The following is an 18,524-nucleotide window of genomic DNA, read 5'->3' as shown; positions in this document are numbered from 1 at the left end:
CTTTAAAATTTGATGACTATTTTTCCGAAAGCATTCCCTGATTTCAATTTTAAAAATGCTTCTTGTGTTTGTTCTATGGAATAAATGCTATCTATGACAGGTTTAATGTTGTTTTTTTCAATAGCATTGACCAACTCTTCTAATTCCTGTGCATTCCCTACAGAATAGCCCTGCAAACGGATATAGTTTATAATTAAGGGGAAGACGTCAAAAGTAAGTTTGCTGCCAGACATAAATCCCACTAAGCCTACAAAACCATGCTCTTTAACAGAAAGAATACTTTGCTCGATTGTTTTGTTTCCAGCTACATCAAGAGTAATATCCACACCAGTATTGTTGTTTAAACGTTTTACTTCATTGCTCCATTCGAGAAAGTCGTTATAATTAATAACTTCATCAGCTCCTAATGCTTTTAGTTTATGCTCTTTTTCCTTGCTTCCTGTGGTAGCAATAACTTTCAATCCCGACATTTTTGCAATTTGTAAAGCAAACAAAGAAACACCGCCACTTCCTTGTATTAGGATCGTTTGTCCGGCTTTTATATTGGCTTGAGTTACTAGCATTGCCCAAGCAGTCAATCCTGCAATAGATAGGGAAGTGGCTTCTTCATCCGTAAGATTTTGAGGAGTACGAACTAATGTGTTTTCGGGTTGTACAGTAAATTCTGCTAAAGTTCCAGAAGTCTGCATACCTGTTCTTAAAGCATTATGATAGGAAGTGATTTTCCCTGCTTCCCAACGTGTAATAAATGGAATAAGAACACGGTCGCCTTTCTTCCAGCGTGTAACATTCTTTCCTACGGTTTCTACAACACCCACACCTTCCGAAACAGGAATAAATGGTAGAGGAATGTTAAAGCCGAAACTGTTTTCAACTGTAAGTAAGTCCAAGTATTGCAATGAAACTGCTGTAGTTCTTACTAATACTTCATTTTCGTTTATTTCTGGCGTTGGAACTTCTACTGTTTTTAAATGTTCGATGCCATAACTGTTTAATTGTATTGCTTTCATAATGTAAATTTTATGAAGCAAAATTATAGTCTGATGTTTGCTTTAAATTATGCTAATCAAACAAGTTGTTATGAAATAGAAACGCTTGTTTTTCTAAATTGATTAGGAGTTTCGTTGGTTTGTTTTTTGAAGAAAATAATAAAATTAGATGAGTGTTCAAAGCCTAAACTATATGCTATTTCTGCTATATCCCAACTGCTGAATTTTAATAATGCTTTTGCTTCTTTAAGCAGTGTTTCTGCAATCCATTCAGAAGTGGTTTTGCCTGTACTTTCTTTTAATGCTCTGTTTAGAGTATTGGTATGTAAATTGAGTTGTGCAGCAAATTCATTAGCTGTTTTAAGTTTCAATGTTTGACTTGGGGAATCAATAGGAAATTGTCTTTCTAATAATTCCAAAAACATCATGCTAATACGTTCTGCAGCATTGGTAGGTTGGTAAAAAGTTTCTGGTGATTGCATTTTCATAGCTTCGTGCATGATAATTTGCACATAACTTCTCAATAAATCATATTTATTGGTATATACGGAACAGATTTCCTGAGTCATATTTTCAAAAATGCCTTCCAAAAGTTTTAAACTTTCTTCATTGAGAAAGAATATATGATTGCCGCCTACTTTGAATAATGCTGACTGCGAAAGGTTTTCGTTTTTTAATGAGGAGTTTACAAAATCTTCAGTGAAAAGACAGAAAAAACCTGTTTGATTTTCAGAAGTTGGCTGCCATGAATAGGGAATAAGCGGATTAAGAAACGTAATCGCGGGTTTGTCAATATTTATTGATTTATCTGCATAACTCATAATTCCTGTACCTTTTGTAACAAGTGAGATTTTATAAAAATCTCTACGGTTAGGTGGTAAAGACGTATTATCGCAAGCAAATTCCTCTCTACGGTATACATTGAATTGTCCTGTTTTGGGATATTCTTGCCCGTGATTGGTGTAAAATTCTCTAATTGTTTCTTTTTGTTTCATCTTTTAAGTTATGAAAATCAAACAAAGAAGTTGGTGTAGTTTGAATCTCAATTAGATTAGAAGTAAATAATAAGGCTTTTGGCTTTTATCGAATTTTCGAGAATAAAGAATGTAAACAACAAATTCTTTCATAGATATAAAATTAATAAAAAAAAAACACCACTTGTTAGAAGTGGTGTTTTTGGTAGTAGCGGGAACAGGACTCGAACCTGTGACCTTCGGGTTATGAGCCCGACGAGCTGCCTACTGCTCTATCCCGCGATGTTTCGGGTGCAAAGATACGCCCATTTTTGAGAATTCCAACGAAAATTTTAAAAAATCTTTTATTTTCTGTATTGAGTTGATATTCCTACCTTTGCAAATTAAATATTATGCAAATGTCACATAAAGCAGGTTTCGTAAATATCATCGGAAATCCAAATGTTGGAAAATCAACTCTAATGAATGCCTTCGTTGGAGAAAGATTATCAATCATTACCTCAAAAGCACAAACAACACGTCATAGAATTCTCGGAATTGTGAACGGAGAAGATTTTCAATTGGTATTATCAGACACTCCCGGAATTATAAAACCAGCTTACGAAATGCAGGAGTCGATGATGAACTTCGTCAAATCGGCTTTTGAAGATGCTGACATTTTAATATATATGGTTGAAATAGGGGAGCAGAACTTAAAAGATGAAGATTTCTTCAAGAAAATCTATCATGCTAAAATCCCTGTTTTACTACTTTTAAACAAAATTGATAATTCAAATCAAGAACAATTAGAAGAACAAGTTGCTTTTTGGAAAGAAAAAGTGCCAAATGCTGAAATTTTCCCAATCTCAGCGCTTCAGAATTTTAATGTACCGGAAGTTTTCGGTAGAATTATCGAATTATTACCAGAATCACCTCCTTATTACCCAAAAGATCAATTAACCGATAAACCGGAACGTTTCTTTGTGAATGAAACCATTCGTGAAAAAATCTTATTGAATTACAGTAAAGAAATTCCATATGCAGTTGAAATTGTAACAGAAGAGTTTCATGAAACAGATGCTATTATCAGAATTCGTTCTGTAATTATGGTGGAACGCGATACACAAAAAGGAATCATCATTGGACATAAAGGTGCCGCTTTGAAAAAAGTAGGAACAGATGCCCGTACTGACTTAGAGAAATTCTTCGGAAAACAAATTCATCTTGAACTTTATGTAAAAGTGAATAAAAACTGGAGAAGCAATGCGAATATGCTGAAGAGATTCGGATATAATCAATAGTGTTTATTTAATCGGTTAATCATTGATTTGTTTAATCGTAAAAATGAAAGTTCTTTTGGAAAATGTCCTAGCCCAGATAGGAGCGATATCCTTTTTCTGGCTTCTTTAGCCAGGAAAAGATATAGCGGATAGCTGGATTAGCTCCTAAAAATTATACAAAAAAACAATAAAAACTTAGGTACTTAGAAACTTAGCATCTTAGCAACTTTTTTATGTACCTTTGCAAAAAATTTAAACAAAGTATTTTGGATTACAAGTGATTAGGTTTTTAAAGGAATTAAAAGTCTAGGATCTGAAATCTAAAATCTAAAATTTACAAAAATGAGTAATAACATTGTTGCGATAGTAGGAAGACCTAATGTGGGGAAATCGACCCTGTTTAATAGGCTGATACAAAGAAGAGAAGCTATTGTAGATTCAGTATCTGGGGTTACCCGTGATAGAAACTATGGTAAAAGCGAGTGGAACGGAAAAGAGTTTTCTGTCATTGATACAGGTGGATATGTTCGAGGGTCTGATGACGTTTTCGAAGGTGAAATCCGCAAACAAGTTGAGCTTGCTATCGACGAAGCCGATGTTATTATTTTTGTGGTGGATGTTGAAGAAGGAATCACACCAATGGATGAAACGGTTGCAAAATTGCTGCGTAAAGTAACAAAACCAGTTTTATTGGCTGTAAATAAGGTTGATAACGCAATGCGCGAAAAAGACGCTGTTGAATTTTATAATCTTGGTTTAGGCGAATATTATACTTTCGCCAGTATTTCTGGAAGTGGCACAGGAGATTTATTAGATGCTTTAATTGAAGCTTTCCCAGAAAAACCAGAGCCAGTTACACCAGAAGTTGAATTGCCTCGCTTTGCAGTTGTAGGTCGTCCAAACGCTGGAAAATCTAGTTTCATCAACGCTTTGATTGGTAAAGATCGTTATATTGTTACCGATATTGCTGGAACAACTCGCGACGCTATTGATACAAAATTTGATCGTTTTGGTTTTGAATTTAATTTGGTTGATACTGCTGGAATTCGCCGTAAAGCAAAAGTTAAAGAAGATTTAGAATTTTATTCTGTAATGCGTTCTGTAAGAGCAATTGAGCATGCAGATATTTGTATATTGGTTATCGACGCAACACGTGGATTTGAAGGTCAGGATCAGAGTATTTTCTGGTTGGCTGAAAAAAACCGTAAAGGTGTTGTAATCTTAGTAAACAAATGGGATTTGGTAGAAAAAGATACCATGTCTACTCGTGATTACGAAGAGAAAATCAAGAAAGAATTAATGCCTTTTACAGATGTGCCCATTTTATTCGTTTCTGCTTTAACCAAGCAGCGTTTATTGAAAGCGCTTGAAGCTACAGTTCAGGTTTTCGAAAATAGAAAACAAAGAATTCCAACTTCTAAATTCAACGAATATATGTTGAAAGTAATTGAAGCTTATCCGCCGCCGGCTATGAAAGGGAAATATGTGAAAATCAAGTATTGTATGCAGTTACCAACTGCAACGCCGCAGTTTGTGTTTTTTGCAAACTTACCACAATACGTAAAAGAACCATACAAACGTTATTTAGAAAATAAAATTCGTGATAATTGGGATTTTGCAGGAGTGCCAATCGATATTTACATTAGAGAAAAATAAGATTTTAAAAATCTTTATGATAAATAAAAAGCAGTATTTCAATGTCGAAATACTGCTTTTTTGGTTTAAAACTTTAATCTACGCTTCGTAGAAGAAAATTTGTTCCAATGGTGTGCCGCCATCAGAATCCCCATAATCACCATTGTGTTTTCTGGTAGACGAATACAATTTTAAAGTATACGTACAACGAGTCATATCGGCCGGCGGATTGTTGAGCTGTGAACTGTTATTGGTTCTTTCGTCAACTGCCGGAAGAGTATTTATTACCCCATCTGAAATATCTCTTTCTACCGAATGACTGTTATTATTTAAATGCAGGCTGCAACCTGATAAATACGGATGATAAACGGTATATCTCGCATGTATAGTGCCGCTTATTGGACTGCAAAGACTGGTTTCGTCCAATTCTTTAAAAGATAATTGTCTGTATATTGGATTGTTATTCATGATAACAGAATTAAGTGTTTTTCCGTTTCCGCCAATAACGCCAAAAATGTTGGCTGCTTTGTTGATTACTTCTCTAATCTCAAATCGGATGGCAAATTTTTCTAATCCAATTTTATTAGCTGCTGGAATATTCTGCCCTGCTTTAATACCGCCAGGAACATTTGGTGCTGTTGTCAGTGCTGTTGTATTTAATGAAATCAGCGTATCTTCTTCAATAATATTATAAAGAGCTAAATCGGCAGGTGTCAATCCTACTGCAGTTAAAGTTCTTTCAATAGCATGATTTACGTCAAACCAGCCTTCGGCATCAAAATCACTCTGATCGCTGTATACAAAAATGTCATTAAGAATGAACGAATATACTTTTCGGGTTAATTTTGAAACTATGCTTGGATAAAATAATCCTGGCGTAACACCCACAATTTTGGTGAAATTAGATTCGGCTAAACTAGCTGTATTATTTGGTGCTGTAGTATCACTGATTCTAAAACGATATTCAATTGGATTCCCCGAAGCTGATTTTAACGCCGCCTGTCCCGTTAATCTAATAATCGAATAGATAACATGTTTGCCAGATCCAGCATAACCATCGGCATCAAAATCGTAACTGCTTGATCCATAAGATGAACTGAAAGCATTTCCAATTCCTGTCCATGCACTTGGGAAATTAGGATCGTCAGGATTTACGACATTTACATCAGAGCATAAATTCACACATAAACAATACCCCACATTTTTGCGTGCATTGGCTTTGGTTTCGTCAATTAATTGTGTTCCTGCTAATTCGGCTTTAAAATAGACATCAGGTCCGCTTTGAAAAGAAAGAAAATTAGGATCAGTTTCTACATTAATCCATGGGGAAAGAAAAGTTTTTTTGAAGTCGGCAGAAGTATAATCAATTCTAAAATGTCCGTTAGAATCAGTTGTAGCAGTTCCTAGATTATCATCGGTTAAAAAATCGGCATCCATTGCTGTCACTTTTGCATTGGCAATTGGAGTATTGGTTCTGCAGTTCATTAAATGACCACAGATTGTCCAAGCGTCAAAAAAATGTCCGCGAATGTAACACCACCATTTATACGCAATAGCATATTCCCAACGATAATTTTGGTCTTTTGCCTGCTTTGCCAATTCTTCACGTATTGATATCGTAGCTATATGAAGCTGTACAATTTCATTTTTTTTTGGTTTTGGATGTTTAGGGGGAACAGAACCGCATACAAAATCAACATCAAAACTAGCATCAAGATATCTTTCATCAATTTCGATCGCAAAATTACCTTTTGCATCCGTTTTTGCTTTGTAAACGAGTAATTCTGCTCTTTGCTTTATTTCATCTTTTGAAACAAAACGAAAATCGTCTTTTTCATTGGTAGCTGCTTGAGCGGCAGTGTTCGTTCTTTTGTATGGATGATAAATTAAAATTTCAACTTCAGATATTTCTTCACGACAATCCTCACACACATATCCTTTTAAGGAACCTTTAAAAATATTTCTCATGATAATTTGGTTTTAAAAATGCCTACTCTAATCAGTTTTCGACTTTTCTGTCATACTCTTTTTTAGGATTTTCTGATTGCTCCTTTAATTTGTTGTCGCAAAGTTTTTGATTTTTTTAGAAGCAGGAGCAAGGTTAAAAACGGTTTTTATAAGGGGAAAATCACCCTTTTTTATTGGTGTAAATTTTTGAAATCCAATATTTTGCAATAAATTTAATTAGGAAGTGATCTTATATGCATTGTCTAATATGAATTTTAATGGCACGTTATTTGAATAAATGTAAAATCTACAATTAAACCTTTTGGTTTTTTTATAGTCTAACTAAACTCACCAACCTATTTTTATGACCAAATTAATTTCATTTTTATCGCTTTTTTTCTTTTTTGTTTTTGCTGCAAATGCACAAAACGATATCACTGTTAAAGGAACAGTTCTAGATGTAAACACACAACTGCCATTAGAACTTGCCACTGTTTATTTTACCACCGTAAAAGATTCTACTGTAATCGAATATGCCACAACCGACAAAAACGGTGCTTTTCGAATGAATATTAAAAAATTTGATAAACCTGTATTCTTAAAAGTAAATTACATGGGATATCAAACGTATTATGAAGAATACAAAGGACTTACAGAAAGTAAAGATTTTGGAAAAGTATACCTTATAGAAAATGTAAATGCGCTTAATGATGTTGTAATTAAGACGGAAGCAGCGCCAATTACCATCAAAAAAGATACTTTAGAGTTTAATGCGGCATCTTATAAAGTCCGCCCAGATTCTAATGTTGAAACTTTACTGAAACAACTGCCTGGATTTGATGTTGATAACGACGGGAAAATTACTGTAAACGGAAGGGAAGTCAATCAGGTTTTAGTAAATGGAAAAACGTTTTTTGACAAAGATGGCGCTATTGCCATTAAAAACCTTCCAGCCGATATTATCAAAAAAGTTCAAGTTTCGGACTTTAAAACCAAAAAAGAAGAATTATCAAAACAAGAATCTACTTCTGATTTTTCAAGTATTAATATTACTATTGATGAAAAGAAAAACAAAGGGTATTTTGGAAAAGTAATGGGTGGCTATGGTACAGATGATCGTTATGAAGCCAATGTCAATTTGAACTTTTTCAATAATAAACAAAAAATAAGTCTGCTTGCTTCTTCAAACAACATTAATTCTACAGGATTTTCTATGGACGATGTGTTTGACAATATGAGCGGCGGACGAAATAGCAGTGGAAGAGGAGGGAACTCAAATTCTGGCTCAAGCGGAAAAGGAATCACACAGTCAAATCTAGTGGGAATTAATTACTCTGATGATTGGACAAAAGATTTGCTGGCAATGGGAAGTTATAATTTCTCCAATACAGTGAATAAAAATGACAGTAAAGCGAATCAGTTAAGTTTTCTGCCAACAGGAAATATTATCACTGAATCCGAATCAAAAACAAGAAACGAAAGTACAGGAAACAACGCCAACTTTGAGCTGGAATACAAAATTGACCCGAAAACTCGAATTGTGGTAGCACCCAAAGTGAGCCAATCGCGAACAAATAGTAATGCTATTTCTTCAAGCTCTTCTGAAGATGAAAACGGAAATCCTTTAAATGAAAGTACTGGAAGTTCTTATTCTGAAAGTAATAATACCAATTTTGCGAATACAATCAATTTCAATAAAGCTTTTGAAAGAAAATCGCGTAATCTGAGTGTTGTTTTCACGAATAATAATACCAACAGTGATTCTGATGCCTTGAATATTTCCGAAACTATCTTTTATCAGGATAACAAACCAAATGATGAAAGAAATCAGAAAACAAGAAAGAAAAGTACAAGTGATTCTTATTCGGCAGATATCGAATATACAGAGCCAATTACGGACTCATTACGAATTAGAATTGGATCAGATTTCGATTGGAAAAGTACCAGCAACGACGAACGTACTTTTAATTTTGATGCTGATACGCAAGCCTATACCGATTACAATCAGGCTCTAAGTAATTATACTAGTTCAACTCAAAACTCAGTTACACCAAAAGTTGGCGTTACTTTGCAGAAAAATAAATTTACAGTTAATTTAGACAGCCGTACTTCGATTGTGAATTTCGATAATCATTCTTTATACCTTAATAATGCTTCAGATTTAAATAAAAAATATGCATTACCTTTTGCGACTGCGTTACTTCGATATAAATTCAGCCGTTCTAAAAATTTATCATTTAAATACGACTATTCGAATACATTGCCATCTGCAGCTCAGTTAATGCCAGTGGTTAATTTAAGTAACCCGTTGAATACCATTGTGGGAAATCCTGATTTGAATCCAATAGAAAAGAGCAGTGTCAATTTTAATTTTAGAAATTACGATTTCAGATCTCGTTCAGGTTACAGTGTAAATTTAAAAGGAGATTATTATGACAATGATATTGTGTCGACTTCGGTGTATGATGATAGTGGAAAAAGAACCACAACGTACTTAAATATTTCTGGAGTTTATAATATCTCGTTGGGAGCAAACTGGAATCAGTCAGTTAAAAGTGGTGCCCATACACTTCGTTATGGTTTAGGAATCAGCGGAAATTATACTTTTGATAAAGGATTTACAAATGCTGTTTTATACAATGCAAAATCAACTGGAATCACTCCAAAAATATACATGTCGTATGATTACGGAGAAATATTGACTATTGCGCCGTCGTACAACTTATCATACAATCAGTCGAAGTATGAAAATTATTCAAGAGATGCAACGTCTAACGTGGTGCACAGAATCAATTTACAAACGACAATGTACTGGCCAGAAAATTTAATTTTCGGAAATGATTTTGGTTATACCTACAATTCGAATATTTCTGATGGATTCAAAAAAGATTTCTATCTATGGAATACCAGTTTGTCTTATGGATTTTTAGATAAAAAACTGTACGCAAAAGTAAAAGTGTATGATGTTTTAAATCAGAATTTAAGTGCCACAAGAACAATCTCAGCAACCTCAATCCGCGATGAAGAAAATACGGTTTTAAGACGATATGTAATGTTTTCTTTAGCTTATAAAATAGGAAACTTTACAGGTTCTGAAAAAGGAGGAAAGAGAAGATCTAGAGATTAGGTTTTTTTCCAATAAAGGTTCAAAGGGCAGAGGCTCAAAGGGACAAAGCTTACAAAAAACCCGTTCAAATTGAAAATTTGAACGGGTTTTTTGTAAAATCTAAAATCTAAAATCTAAAATCTAAAATCTAAAATCTAAAATCTAAAATCTAAAATCTAAAATCTAAAATCTAAAATCTAAAATCTAAAATCTAAAATCTAAAATTAAAACTTACGATCAATGCGATGATATAAAGTAAATCGAATAATATCCCGATCATAGAAATCAACTCCGCTTAATCTTCTCTGAAAGTTTTTTATATATCCTAATTCCAATCCAATATTGGGAGTAAAATGATATCGTAACGCAGCGTACAAACGGTTTTGATCAAAAGTATTTCTTTTGTTGTCTTTTCCAAAATTGAACATCACTTCATCAGAAATAGTTCCTTTTATGCTTCTGCTTTCTTTTTTCCAAAGATCAAATGTTGATTGTACTCTATAACGAAAGCGAAATGAAAATGAGAAATCATTCAGTAATGCTGTTTTGTCTGCTTTTTGAATAAAACGCTCTTCTAGCTGAAATCGATTATGAAAACTAATCTTGGCAATATCGTTGATTAAGGTAATATCTTGTTGTGCACGATATTCTGGAACAGAATAATCTGGATCAACGTTTGGGTTTTGTGTATTGACATTAAAAAAAGCAAAACCACTTCCTAAATCAATTAGTTTTGAAGCACGATATCGTCCTTGAGCTCTGATTACAAATAAATTTTGATGAATGGGATTTACAAAACTTCGATTGTCAATTTCAGAATGAATTGCCCATTTTTCAGACAGCGGAAAAATATTATAATAGCGAATCCAGATCAGTGTCTGCTGATCTGTTTTCTTTATGTTTTGCGCCGATGCAAAAGTACTTATAATGCCTAAAATAAGTACTAACCTGAAAATCTTCATCTAGTCGATACATTCAAGCTGCGAATATAGACAACCAGAATTAATTAAAAGCAGGATTAAAATTTGTTTTAAATGCTATTTTGTGATTTCGGAATTCAAAAAAGCGAGATATATTTTTAGGTATATCTCGCTTTTGATTGAAAATTTACAGTTTAAATTTATTATTTATTAAACAAATCTTCAGCATTTACATTTTGGCGCTGTGTCTCTGTAGCCATTTGCCATTCCTGTTTTTTAAATCCAAAATTAGCACCAATTACATTTCCAGGAAAAGTGCTAAGTCCATTATTGTAATCAGTAATAGAAGCACTTAAATAACGACGACTGGCGGCTATTTGTTCCTCTGATTCATTCCAGCTGTATTGTAAATTATTAAATTGACTGCTGGCTTTTAAATCAGGATAATTTTCTACTTGGATCATGATTTGTTTCATCATCTGGCTGACTTCACTGTCTGCAGTATACTCAGTTGTATCTGATTTTGATTGACGTAATTGTGTTATTTTTTCCAATACTTCTTTTTCGTAATTGGTGTATTGTTTTACAACGGTTACAAGGTTTGGAATAAGATCACTACGTTTGATAAATAAAGCATCTAAAGATGAGAACGCATTTTGAATTTGATTGCGTCGCATATTCAATGAATTATAAACCGAGATGATGGATACTATTATGGCTATGACTATTATAGCTATAATTAAAGAAATTAGTCCTGTCATAATTTGAATGTTTAATTAACTACTGTTTCCAAATATTGATATTCAGTTTAAGATCATCAATAATTGAAAATTGTTTGTATAAGTCTTGGTAAAAAGAGGTCAATAATTCAGGTTTCAATTTGGTTGTAACACCAGTTTCAAATTTATTTTCACGATTATTATTGGCAACTATTATTTTGTTATTGGTAAAAAACAAGAAAAGATTTCCTTTTGCTTTTACAGCTATGTCTTTAATATTCTGCATAGTGCTTGGTGTTAAAACATAACGTGCTTCTATTTGATCATCAGCATACACATCGAACATTTTTGTAAATTCAGGATCTTCAAGCATTATTTTGTTTGAAGGCTGGATAATATTCGCAGAAAAAGAATTGCTGGTGATAAATCCTGAGACTCCAGTTTTTGGAGAAACTACAATTTGCGTATTAAATGTTTTGTTGAATTTTGCCATAAAGAATTGCCCAGAAAAAATTTCTTCAGCTGATTGGTGTTCTAAACGTATACTAGGCATGTAAGTGATATGCAAATCGCAATACTGAAAAGGTACACCATTATGACTGCCAAGAATCTGGTCATTTCCTGTAATGTCATAATTTTTATCTTTAAGTATAGCTATTTCCTGTAGTTCTTTTTTTCCAATGTAACCATGCTCTACGTATTGAAAAGAAGGATTGATGAAGGAAATCATCTGCTTTAAGATACGCTCTTTAAACGAGGTATAATTTTCTCCAGAATCTCCCACTTGTTGGTATTTTTTCTTCATCATTGGCATGTACACCAAGTAAATAAGCGCAAATAATATCCCAAAACCTATAATATAATACATGAATATAGAATTCCCATATGTTTCAGTTGTAGTATTTGCTGCATTGGATACGGCTGTGTAATTAAGTACCAAAAATCCAACAACAACTAAAAGAGAAAAAAGAATTGCTATGATTGAAAAACTCAATCCTTTTTTTCGACTTTTTTCCATTTTTTCCAATATTGGAGTCAGTTCCTGATTGGCATAATCTTTAAATTCTGCAATGGATTTCAAAGCAACAGGCTGTGAGCTTTCAATTTTTGAATCATTATAAAGATTCTCTTTTAGCGTATTAACATGATTGATGTTTACACCACTAAGTAAAACTTTAAAATCTGATTCGATACCCACCGGTACAGGTAAAATATATTGTTGATTGGCTAAAGAAAAAGTAAGGAAGTTTACAGGAAGCAATTTGATTTTCATTCTTCCTAATGGCAATATTACTTTATAATCAATGTATTGTGTTATCGAAGAAGCCTTTTTCCCATTATTTAAATTATTAAATAGCTGTTCTATTAATAAATGACGAGTGTTAAGTGCTTTAATTTTTTTGAATACTACAATTCCAAAACCAATAATGATAACAGGTCCAATCAATTTGTAATAAGTAGGAGTGGTTCCAGTAAAATTAGATAAAAGCATCCTGAACAAAGCAATTATAACCAAAACGCCAATTACAGCATAAAAAGCAAAAGCGTAAAAGGTTAGTTTTTTATCACGATTATGTTCTTGTAAAAGAATTTCTTGTATGTTATTATTGTTCATTTTATATTTTTTTATTGTTGATTATACAACTGCTATATTAAATATGGTTGTAACTTTTTATTTCTCGTTGTTTAAAAGCATTTGTATATTGAAAATAGGGGCCAGTAATAGGCCCCTTTGAAAAATATCTTTTTAAAAATTATATTATTTCAATGGATATGTATTCCACAAACTGCTAGGATTGTTTAACATTTCTAATATTGCAGCTGCAAAATTAGCTGGACTGCCTCCATACATAAATAAGCGTCCTGTCATGAATGATGCTGCATATTCAGACCAATTTTGGTAGTTTCCTTTGGCCATTTTACTGGCGATTTCTAAATATTGCAGACAAGTTTGCTGATCTATATAACCAGCAGCATAGCAATAACGTGCAACAGAACCTATACGCTCAATATCCCAAGCGTCAATATCTGTAGGATTACCGTTTTCATCAATATTAAGTTTAACTTTTGGTGATAAAGCTTCTTGATATTCTTTGATTTCTTCTATTGTATCTTCATCAATTTCTGCTTGTTGGTTTCTATGTCCCTCTTCTTTTAACCATTCAAGAGTTTCAATTGCTCCTTCTTGATTTATAATTTCCCATGAATTTTCAAGCATGTCTTTTAAATCGCTTTTGTAACCATAGATCTCAAAAGTATCTGTAGGATGCTGGCATAAAATTATAGAACCAAAAGCAAGTAATCCTTTCTTATCACTAGGTACTGGTTCAATCTCAAAGTCATCATCGTCATCGTCGTCGTCTGCACCTCCAAAAAGATTTGACATATTACCCATTAATTGAGAGTAAATTGAATTTGCTCCCGCATTGGCATTATTTTCTGTGCTTGTTAGCAGATTGCTGAATTTAGGACTTAATCCAGGGTTACCATAATATTGCATATAGGTTCCCATGTCAGTCATTGCGGCAAATTGATATTCTGCACATACTTCTGTCCATTGATCAGAATTAATATTCAAAGCGTTTAATATGGCATCAAAGCTTAATGATTGATTTGCTAATGCTCCTGTTGCGGCAGCATAATCTGCAAGGTTTACACCGTGTATTGTATTACTCATAATACTGTTTGTTGTTAATTTCTAAATGACATATCAACTACAATTGAACCTGCAATTGCAATTGTTTTTAAAGGATCGTTCGTGTACTTTGGATCAATAGTTACACAATATTTATCAGTTCCTGGAAATAGTGCCTGTGCAGCTATTTCTTTTACACCATTTTTCCATTGTCGTTCTATAGTACCAATTTTTTCATCAGAAACTCCAGTAATGCTAAAGTCTGTTAAACCTGCTGAGGTTGATTTTATAGAAGCAATTACTTTTCCTTCAGGATTTTCAATTTCGAATGAATTATGCATTAGCTTCATCTTCTCCTTCATTACCCCAATTTTGTTGTTATTGGCATCATAGATTTCAATTTTTGACATAAAGAATGTCCATCCTCTTTTAATCGTTGCCGCTACATTTCCGCTATTATCTGCAATAGTATACGTATAAGGGAACGATTCTTTGCTTAAGGCAAGCGATAATAATTTTTGCCAGCCAGGCACTTTTTGATCTATTACACCAATATTATTTCCGTTTTCGTCCAGTATATTATAGGTGTTTCCAAATTTTACGAATTTGGCTTTTTCTGCAATAACGTAAACGTCTCTTTTTAATAGGTCCGGAATTCTTGATTCTGTTTTTTCCATTTTTTAATTTTTTAGATAAGTTGCTTTGTTAGGTCAACAGGCTTATTTCCAATCTTTCTCTAGTTTTGTATCCCATTTTAACTGGAAAGGGCTTTTTGAGTCTTTGTTTAATTCTGTTACAAAACCTTGGCGCTGAACATATTTTGATGATTGATCTTTTGGATCTTCGTTACTCCAATACAAGTAACCGTATAAATAGCTTCTATTGTATTCATCCCATGATTTAAAGGTTTTTTGAATACGTTTTGTAACTTCAAGTGAATTGTTTAAAGCTGTACTTTCATCTGTAAAATCAGCTACATAGAAGCTTGTCAACAAGAAATTTGCTCTTCCTAAATCCCAACCCACAACAGCATTATATCCAAGATCTTTGTATGCATCATATAATAATTGGAAATGAATTTTGTGTTCAGGATCTGTCAGTTTTGAAAGCTGGCTATTGAATTCTTCTTTAGACATTTTATCAATACCTAGTTCTTTAACTTCGCTGATAAAATCTTTACTGTCCATACCTTTTTCTGATGTTAGTTCGGCTACTTGTGCCATTCCTGATTTTAAATCAGATATTTTCCACCAATTTTGAAGCATTTCTTTTATACCTTCCTGTGTTGAAGCATCTTTTGGTTGTCCTCCAACTAAATTGTAATCTCCCTGATTTTGTAGAGTCATTATAGCATATGTACCATTTATAAACTGAATTGTTTCGGATGAGGCATTACCTTTTCCGCAACTAGATACTAAAAAGCTAATTGCTAATAAAAGTGTTGTACTTAAATAAAAGAAAGGTTTCATTTTTTTCATGTTTAATAAAATTTAGTTTTTTAAATGTTTGACAAATAAATAGTTATTAAATGCCAAGATGGATTTGTTGACTTCCTGTTTTATGAACAGAGGTATAATTAAGTCTGCAAAAGAACTTTATTACCAACATAAAATGTTACCGTAGAAGGTTTTAAAATAACAGAATAAGACAAAAATTATATGTGAAGACAACTGAACATAGTTTTTCTGAATTTTAAAAACACGGCAAAAAAAAACCGGGACAAGTTAAATACTTGTCCCGGTTACTATTTTAATTATGATGAATCTTCTTTATAAAGAATATTTTAATGTAATTCCGTATGTTCTTTGATCGCCAAGAACACCAGCATATTGTCCTGCATTACCTCCTGCCGGTAATAGTTGTTCATAATAATCTTTATTCAGTAAGTTACGTCCCCAAAAGTGAACTGATAAACCTTGCGATGCACGGAAACCTAAACGCGCATTAAAAATCGCATACCCCTGAACTACTAAATATTTTGAAGCGGAAGGGCTTGATGAAAATTCAGAACGTGCATACGAATCAACAGCAAGGAATATTTTTCCTGCATTTCCAAAGAATCTTGCACGATCAGAAAGTTCTCCTCCTAAAGATCCTGCCCATCTTGAAGCTCCTGGTAAGTCAGTTCCCGAAACATCTTTAAAAGATACAGGAGCTCCAGTTTCTTCTAACGGAAGTGGTGCGTTTGTAAATTTAACATATTTACCATCTGTATACGTTGCAGCACCATTTATCGTTAAATGGTCACTTATGAAAAAACTTGCATCCAATTCAACACCTCTTACGCGAACTTTATCAGCATTAGCAAGATAACCACGGTTTACACCCAATTCGGCTGCTTGAACGTTGGTTTGGAAATCTTTAATATCAGTATTGAAGAAAGCCAAATTAAAAATTGAATTTTTGAATGGAGAAGTTTTTACTCCTACTTCATAATGGTATACTTTTTCAGGTTTGATAACAGCAAGATCTAATAATGGCTGACCAGCTGAATTTGTTGGAAGTCCTGCTACGTTTACCCCAACTGGTTTGTAACTTTTAGCGAAAGTTCCGTAAGCATTGATTTTATCTGTTGCTTTAAAATTTACAGTAATGTTTCCTGAAAAATCGGTGTTGTCTGTACTCGAATCAAAAGCCTGATCTGAATAAACCAATTTTTTCAAAGCCAATAATTGTGGATCATTTGTTTGTAATCCTCCGTATGTTGTACGCGCGTAGTGTGCATCTTTTTTGTCGAAATTATATCGTAAACCTGGTAAAACGTGTAAACGATCTGTAATTGCCCAGTCAAGCTGACCAAATACCGCAGCACTCGAAGCTCTAATTCTAGCATCAGTTTTAATTCCGTAACCTTCAAATAATCCGGGTGTTTTCCATAAGTTACTTGTAGTACTTTGAGAGAATCTCCATTGCGCATTTCCTGATTCTTCAGTTCCGTCTGTTTGAGAAGTTTGATCAATAAAGAATACACCTGCAACACCACTTAATCTAGAAGTTAACTGACCTGCATAACGAACTTCTTGAGTAATTTGAGTTTGTCTTGTTGGATTTTGAGATTTTGCCAATACTTGTAATCCTGTAAAATCTCTGTCGTTTGATGGATCCCAGTTCCAAAAACGCCAAGCTGTTGTTGAAGTAAGGGTTCCACCACCAATTTTAGTATCAATATTTAAAGAGAAACCTCCCATGTCTTGGTTAGAACGCCAAGGTGTGTCTTGATCAATTTTACGATCAAAAGCATTTTGACTTGGTAATTGGTAATTTAAATCAGCGATAATAGCATTGAACTGACGATAAGCTGCTCTTTGAGTTGGAGCTACTCCTGCAACAACTTGTGCATATCCATCCGGACGCTGTGTTGTAATGTCAGCAGCAAAGATAACATTCGTATTTACAGTTGGTGTCCAAAGTAACTGACCTCTGATTCCTTGATTGTTCAAAGTATTAGTTGGTCTTCCTGTTACCACATTATCAATTAGACCATCACGTTGAGTTCCTGAGAAAGATAATCTTCCGGCTACTTTTTTACCCAATGCACCAGTAAGAGAAGCTTTAGCTTGTAAGAAAGAATAATTTCCATAACTTACTTCAAAATCAGCGCCCGAAGTAAAACTTGGTTTACGTGTTGTAATGTTAAACGCTCCTGATGTAGTGTTTTTTCCAAACAGAGAACCTTGAGGACCACGCAAAACCTCAATTTGTTCTACGTCGATAAAGTCAAGAGTTGTAGCAGCTGGACGTGCATAATAAACTCCGTCTACATAAAAACCAACTCCAGGATCAATTCCGTCATTTGTCAATCCGAATGGAGAACCTAAACTACGGATGTTAATTCCAGTATTTCTAGGGTTTGAAGAATATAATTGTACAGAAGGTACTAATTCTTTAATACGATTTACGTTGAAAGCTCCAGTTTGTTCAGCTTGTTTTCCTGTAATAACAGATATCGCAATTGGCACATCCTGTACTTTTTCGATACGACGTCTTGAAGATACGACTACTTCAATAAGTTCATTTTCTTCTTTCAATGCAATTTGAATAGGATTTACTGGTATAGCCGAAACTTCAATTTCTGCGGTTACATAACCAACATATTGAACCAGTAAAGTTAAAGGAAGTCTTCCTTTTGTATCGATAATAAATTTTCCGCTGTTATCTGTAGTAGCACTAGAAGTAGTTCCTTTTATTACCACGTTAGCAGCCTCTAAAGGGATATTTTCATTTGTTGTAACAACACCTTCTACGTTTTGAGCGAATGAAATAGAGAAGGTTAAAAAGAATAGAATTGTAAAAATATTTTGTATTGATGTTTTCATTTTTATATTAAGTATATATGATTA

General features: G+C 33.5%; 13 protein-coding genes and 1 tRNA gene. 3 read left to right on the top strand and 11 right to left on the bottom strand.

What is annotated here, in order from left to right; genetic code table 11:
• Positions 1 to 2 precede the first annotated feature (2 nt).
• From J0383_RS06185 to J0383_RS06175, 3 genes are all read right to left on the bottom strand, one after another.
• Positions 3 to 1,010: a zinc-dependent alcohol dehydrogenase family protein gene (locus J0383_RS06185; protein ID WP_207297556.1), complete on the bottom strand. Its 1,008-nt coding sequence runs from the start codon at positions 1,008 to 1,010 to the stop codon at positions 3 to 5.
• Positions 1,011 to 1,078: 68 nt separating this feature from the next.
• Entirely contained in the window at positions 1,079 to 1,984 is a 906-nt protein-coding gene (locus tag J0383_RS06180; protein WP_207297555.1) for an AraC family transcriptional regulator, read from the bottom strand.
• Between the two features lie 188 nt (positions 1,985 to 2,172).
• A tRNA-Met gene (locus tag J0383_RS06175) sits at positions 2,173 to 2,245 on the bottom strand.
• A 116-nt stretch (positions 2,246 to 2,361) separates the two neighbouring features.
• On the opposite strand from J0383_RS06175, the gene era reads away from it, so the two are divergent.
• Complete coding sequence (gene era / locus J0383_RS06170) at positions 2,362 to 3,243, top strand: GTPase Era (RefSeq protein WP_207297554.1); 882 nt, start codon at positions 2,362 to 2,364, stop codon at positions 3,241 to 3,243.
• Positions 3,244 to 3,564: 321 nt separating this feature from the next.
• A complete protein-coding gene (der, locus tag J0383_RS06165; protein WP_207297553.1) occupies positions 3,565 to 4,878 on the top strand; it encodes a ribosome biogenesis GTPase Der in 1,314 nt (437 codons plus the stop codon).
• A 78-nt stretch (positions 4,879 to 4,956) separates the two neighbouring features.
• On the opposite strand, the gene J0383_RS06160 is transcribed toward der, so the two are convergent.
• Positions 4,957 to 6,825 carry a transthyretin-like family protein gene (locus tag J0383_RS06160; RefSeq protein ID WP_207297552.1) on the bottom strand — a complete coding sequence of 623 codons (1,869 nt, stop codon included), beginning with the start codon at positions 6,823 to 6,825 and terminating at the stop codon, positions 4,957 to 4,959.
• A 343-nt stretch (positions 6,826 to 7,168) separates the two neighbouring features.
• On the opposite strand from J0383_RS06160, the gene J0383_RS06155 reads away from it, so the two are divergent.
• Positions 7,169 to 9,931: an outer membrane beta-barrel protein gene (locus J0383_RS06155; protein ID WP_207297551.1), complete on the top strand. Its 2,763-nt coding sequence runs from the start codon at positions 7,169 to 7,171 to the stop codon at positions 9,929 to 9,931.
• Positions 9,932 to 10,134: 203 nt separating this feature from the next.
• Here J0383_RS06155 and J0383_RS06150 read toward each other — a convergent pair whose 3' ends face one another.
• The 7 genes from J0383_RS06150 to J0383_RS06120 form a co-directional block, all read right to left on the bottom strand.
• The gene (locus J0383_RS06150; RefSeq protein WP_207297550.1) at positions 10,135 to 10,872 is read right to left on the bottom strand and encodes a DUF2490 domain-containing protein; all 738 of its coding nucleotides are present in this window, start codon (positions 10,870 to 10,872) and stop codon (positions 10,135 to 10,137) included.
• Between the two features lie 161 nt (positions 10,873 to 11,033).
• Positions 11,034 to 11,591, bottom strand: a complete 558-nt coding sequence (locus J0383_RS06145; protein WP_207297549.1) for a LemA family protein — start codon at positions 11,589 to 11,591, stop codon at positions 11,034 to 11,036.
• A 19-nt stretch (positions 11,592 to 11,610) separates the two neighbouring features.
• The gene (locus J0383_RS06140; protein ID WP_207297548.1) at positions 11,611 to 13,164 is read right to left on the bottom strand and encodes a DUF3137 domain-containing protein; all 1,554 of its coding nucleotides are present in this window, start codon (positions 13,162 to 13,164) and stop codon (positions 11,611 to 11,613) included.
• A gap of 144 nt (positions 13,165 to 13,308) precedes the next feature.
• Entirely contained in the window at positions 13,309 to 14,226 is a 918-nt protein-coding gene (locus J0383_RS06135) for a DUF1266 domain-containing protein (protein ID WP_207297547.1), read from the bottom strand.
• Positions 14,227 to 14,240: 14 nt separating this feature from the next.
• Positions 14,241 to 14,861 carry a phospholipid scramblase-related protein gene (locus J0383_RS06130; protein WP_207297546.1) on the bottom strand — a complete coding sequence of 207 codons (621 nt, stop codon included), beginning with the start codon at positions 14,859 to 14,861 and terminating at the stop codon, positions 14,241 to 14,243.
• Positions 14,862 to 14,903: 42 nt separating this feature from the next.
• Positions 14,904 to 15,662: a DUF1266 domain-containing protein gene (locus J0383_RS06125; protein WP_207297545.1), complete on the bottom strand. Its 759-nt coding sequence runs from the start codon at positions 15,660 to 15,662 to the stop codon at positions 14,904 to 14,906.
• A gap of 291 nt (positions 15,663 to 15,953) precedes the next feature.
• Positions 15,954 to 18,500 carry a TonB-dependent receptor gene (locus J0383_RS06120; protein WP_207297544.1) on the bottom strand — a complete coding sequence of 849 codons (2,547 nt, stop codon included), beginning with the start codon at positions 18,498 to 18,500 and terminating at the stop codon, positions 15,954 to 15,956.
• Positions 18,501 to 18,524: the final 24 nt, after the last annotated feature.

It is taken from the genome of Flavobacterium endoglycinae (genome assembly GCF_017352115.1).
GTDB classification, from domain to species: Bacteria; Bacteroidota; Bacteroidia; order Flavobacteriales; family Flavobacteriaceae; genus Flavobacterium; species Flavobacterium endoglycinae.
This window is presented reverse-complemented; position numbering and strand designations above follow the sequence as displayed.

Bases quoted from the DNA above. Each gene is read 5' to 3' on its own strand.
- J0383_RS06185 (WP_207297556.1), bottom strand. From the start codon at position 1,010: ATGAAAGCAATACAATTAAACAGTTATGGCATCGAACATTTAAAAACA.
- J0383_RS06180 (WP_207297555.1), bottom strand. From the start codon at position 1,984: ATGAAACAAAAAGAAACAATTAGAGAATTTTACACCAATCACGGGCAA.
- era (WP_207297554.1), top strand. From the start codon at position 2,362: ATGTCACATAAAGCAGGTTTCGTAAATATCATCGGAAATCCAAATGTT.
- der (WP_207297553.1), top strand. From the start codon at position 3,565: ATGAGTAATAACATTGTTGCGATAGTAGGAAGACCTAATGTGGGGAAA.
- J0383_RS06160 (WP_207297552.1), bottom strand. From the start codon at position 6,825: ATGAGAAATATTTTTAAAGGTTCCTTAAAAGGATATGTGTGTGAGGAT.
- J0383_RS06155 (WP_207297551.1), top strand. From the start codon at position 7,169: ATGACCAAATTAATTTCATTTTTATCGCTTTTTTTCTTTTTTGTTTTT.
- J0383_RS06150 (WP_207297550.1), bottom strand. From the start codon at position 10,872: ATGAAGATTTTCAGGTTAGTACTTATTTTAGGCATTATAAGTACTTTT.
- J0383_RS06145 (WP_207297549.1), bottom strand. From the start codon at position 11,591: ATGACAGGACTAATTTCTTTAATTATAGCTATAATAGTCATAGCCATA.
- J0383_RS06140 (WP_207297548.1), bottom strand. From the start codon at position 13,164: ATGAACAATAATAACATACAAGAAATTCTTTTACAAGAACATAATCGT.
- J0383_RS06135 (WP_207297547.1), bottom strand. From the start codon at position 14,226: ATGAGTAATACAATACACGGTGTAAACCTTGCAGATTATGCTGCCGCA.
- J0383_RS06130 (WP_207297546.1), bottom strand. From the start codon at position 14,861: ATGGAAAAAACAGAATCAAGAATTCCGGACCTATTAAAAAGAGACGTT.
- J0383_RS06125 (WP_207297545.1), bottom strand. From the start codon at position 15,662: ATGAAAAAAATGAAACCTTTCTTTTATTTAAGTACAACACTTTTATTA.
- J0383_RS06120 (WP_207297544.1), bottom strand. From the start codon at position 18,500: ATGAAAACATCAATACAAAATATTTTTACAATTCTATTCTTTTTAACC.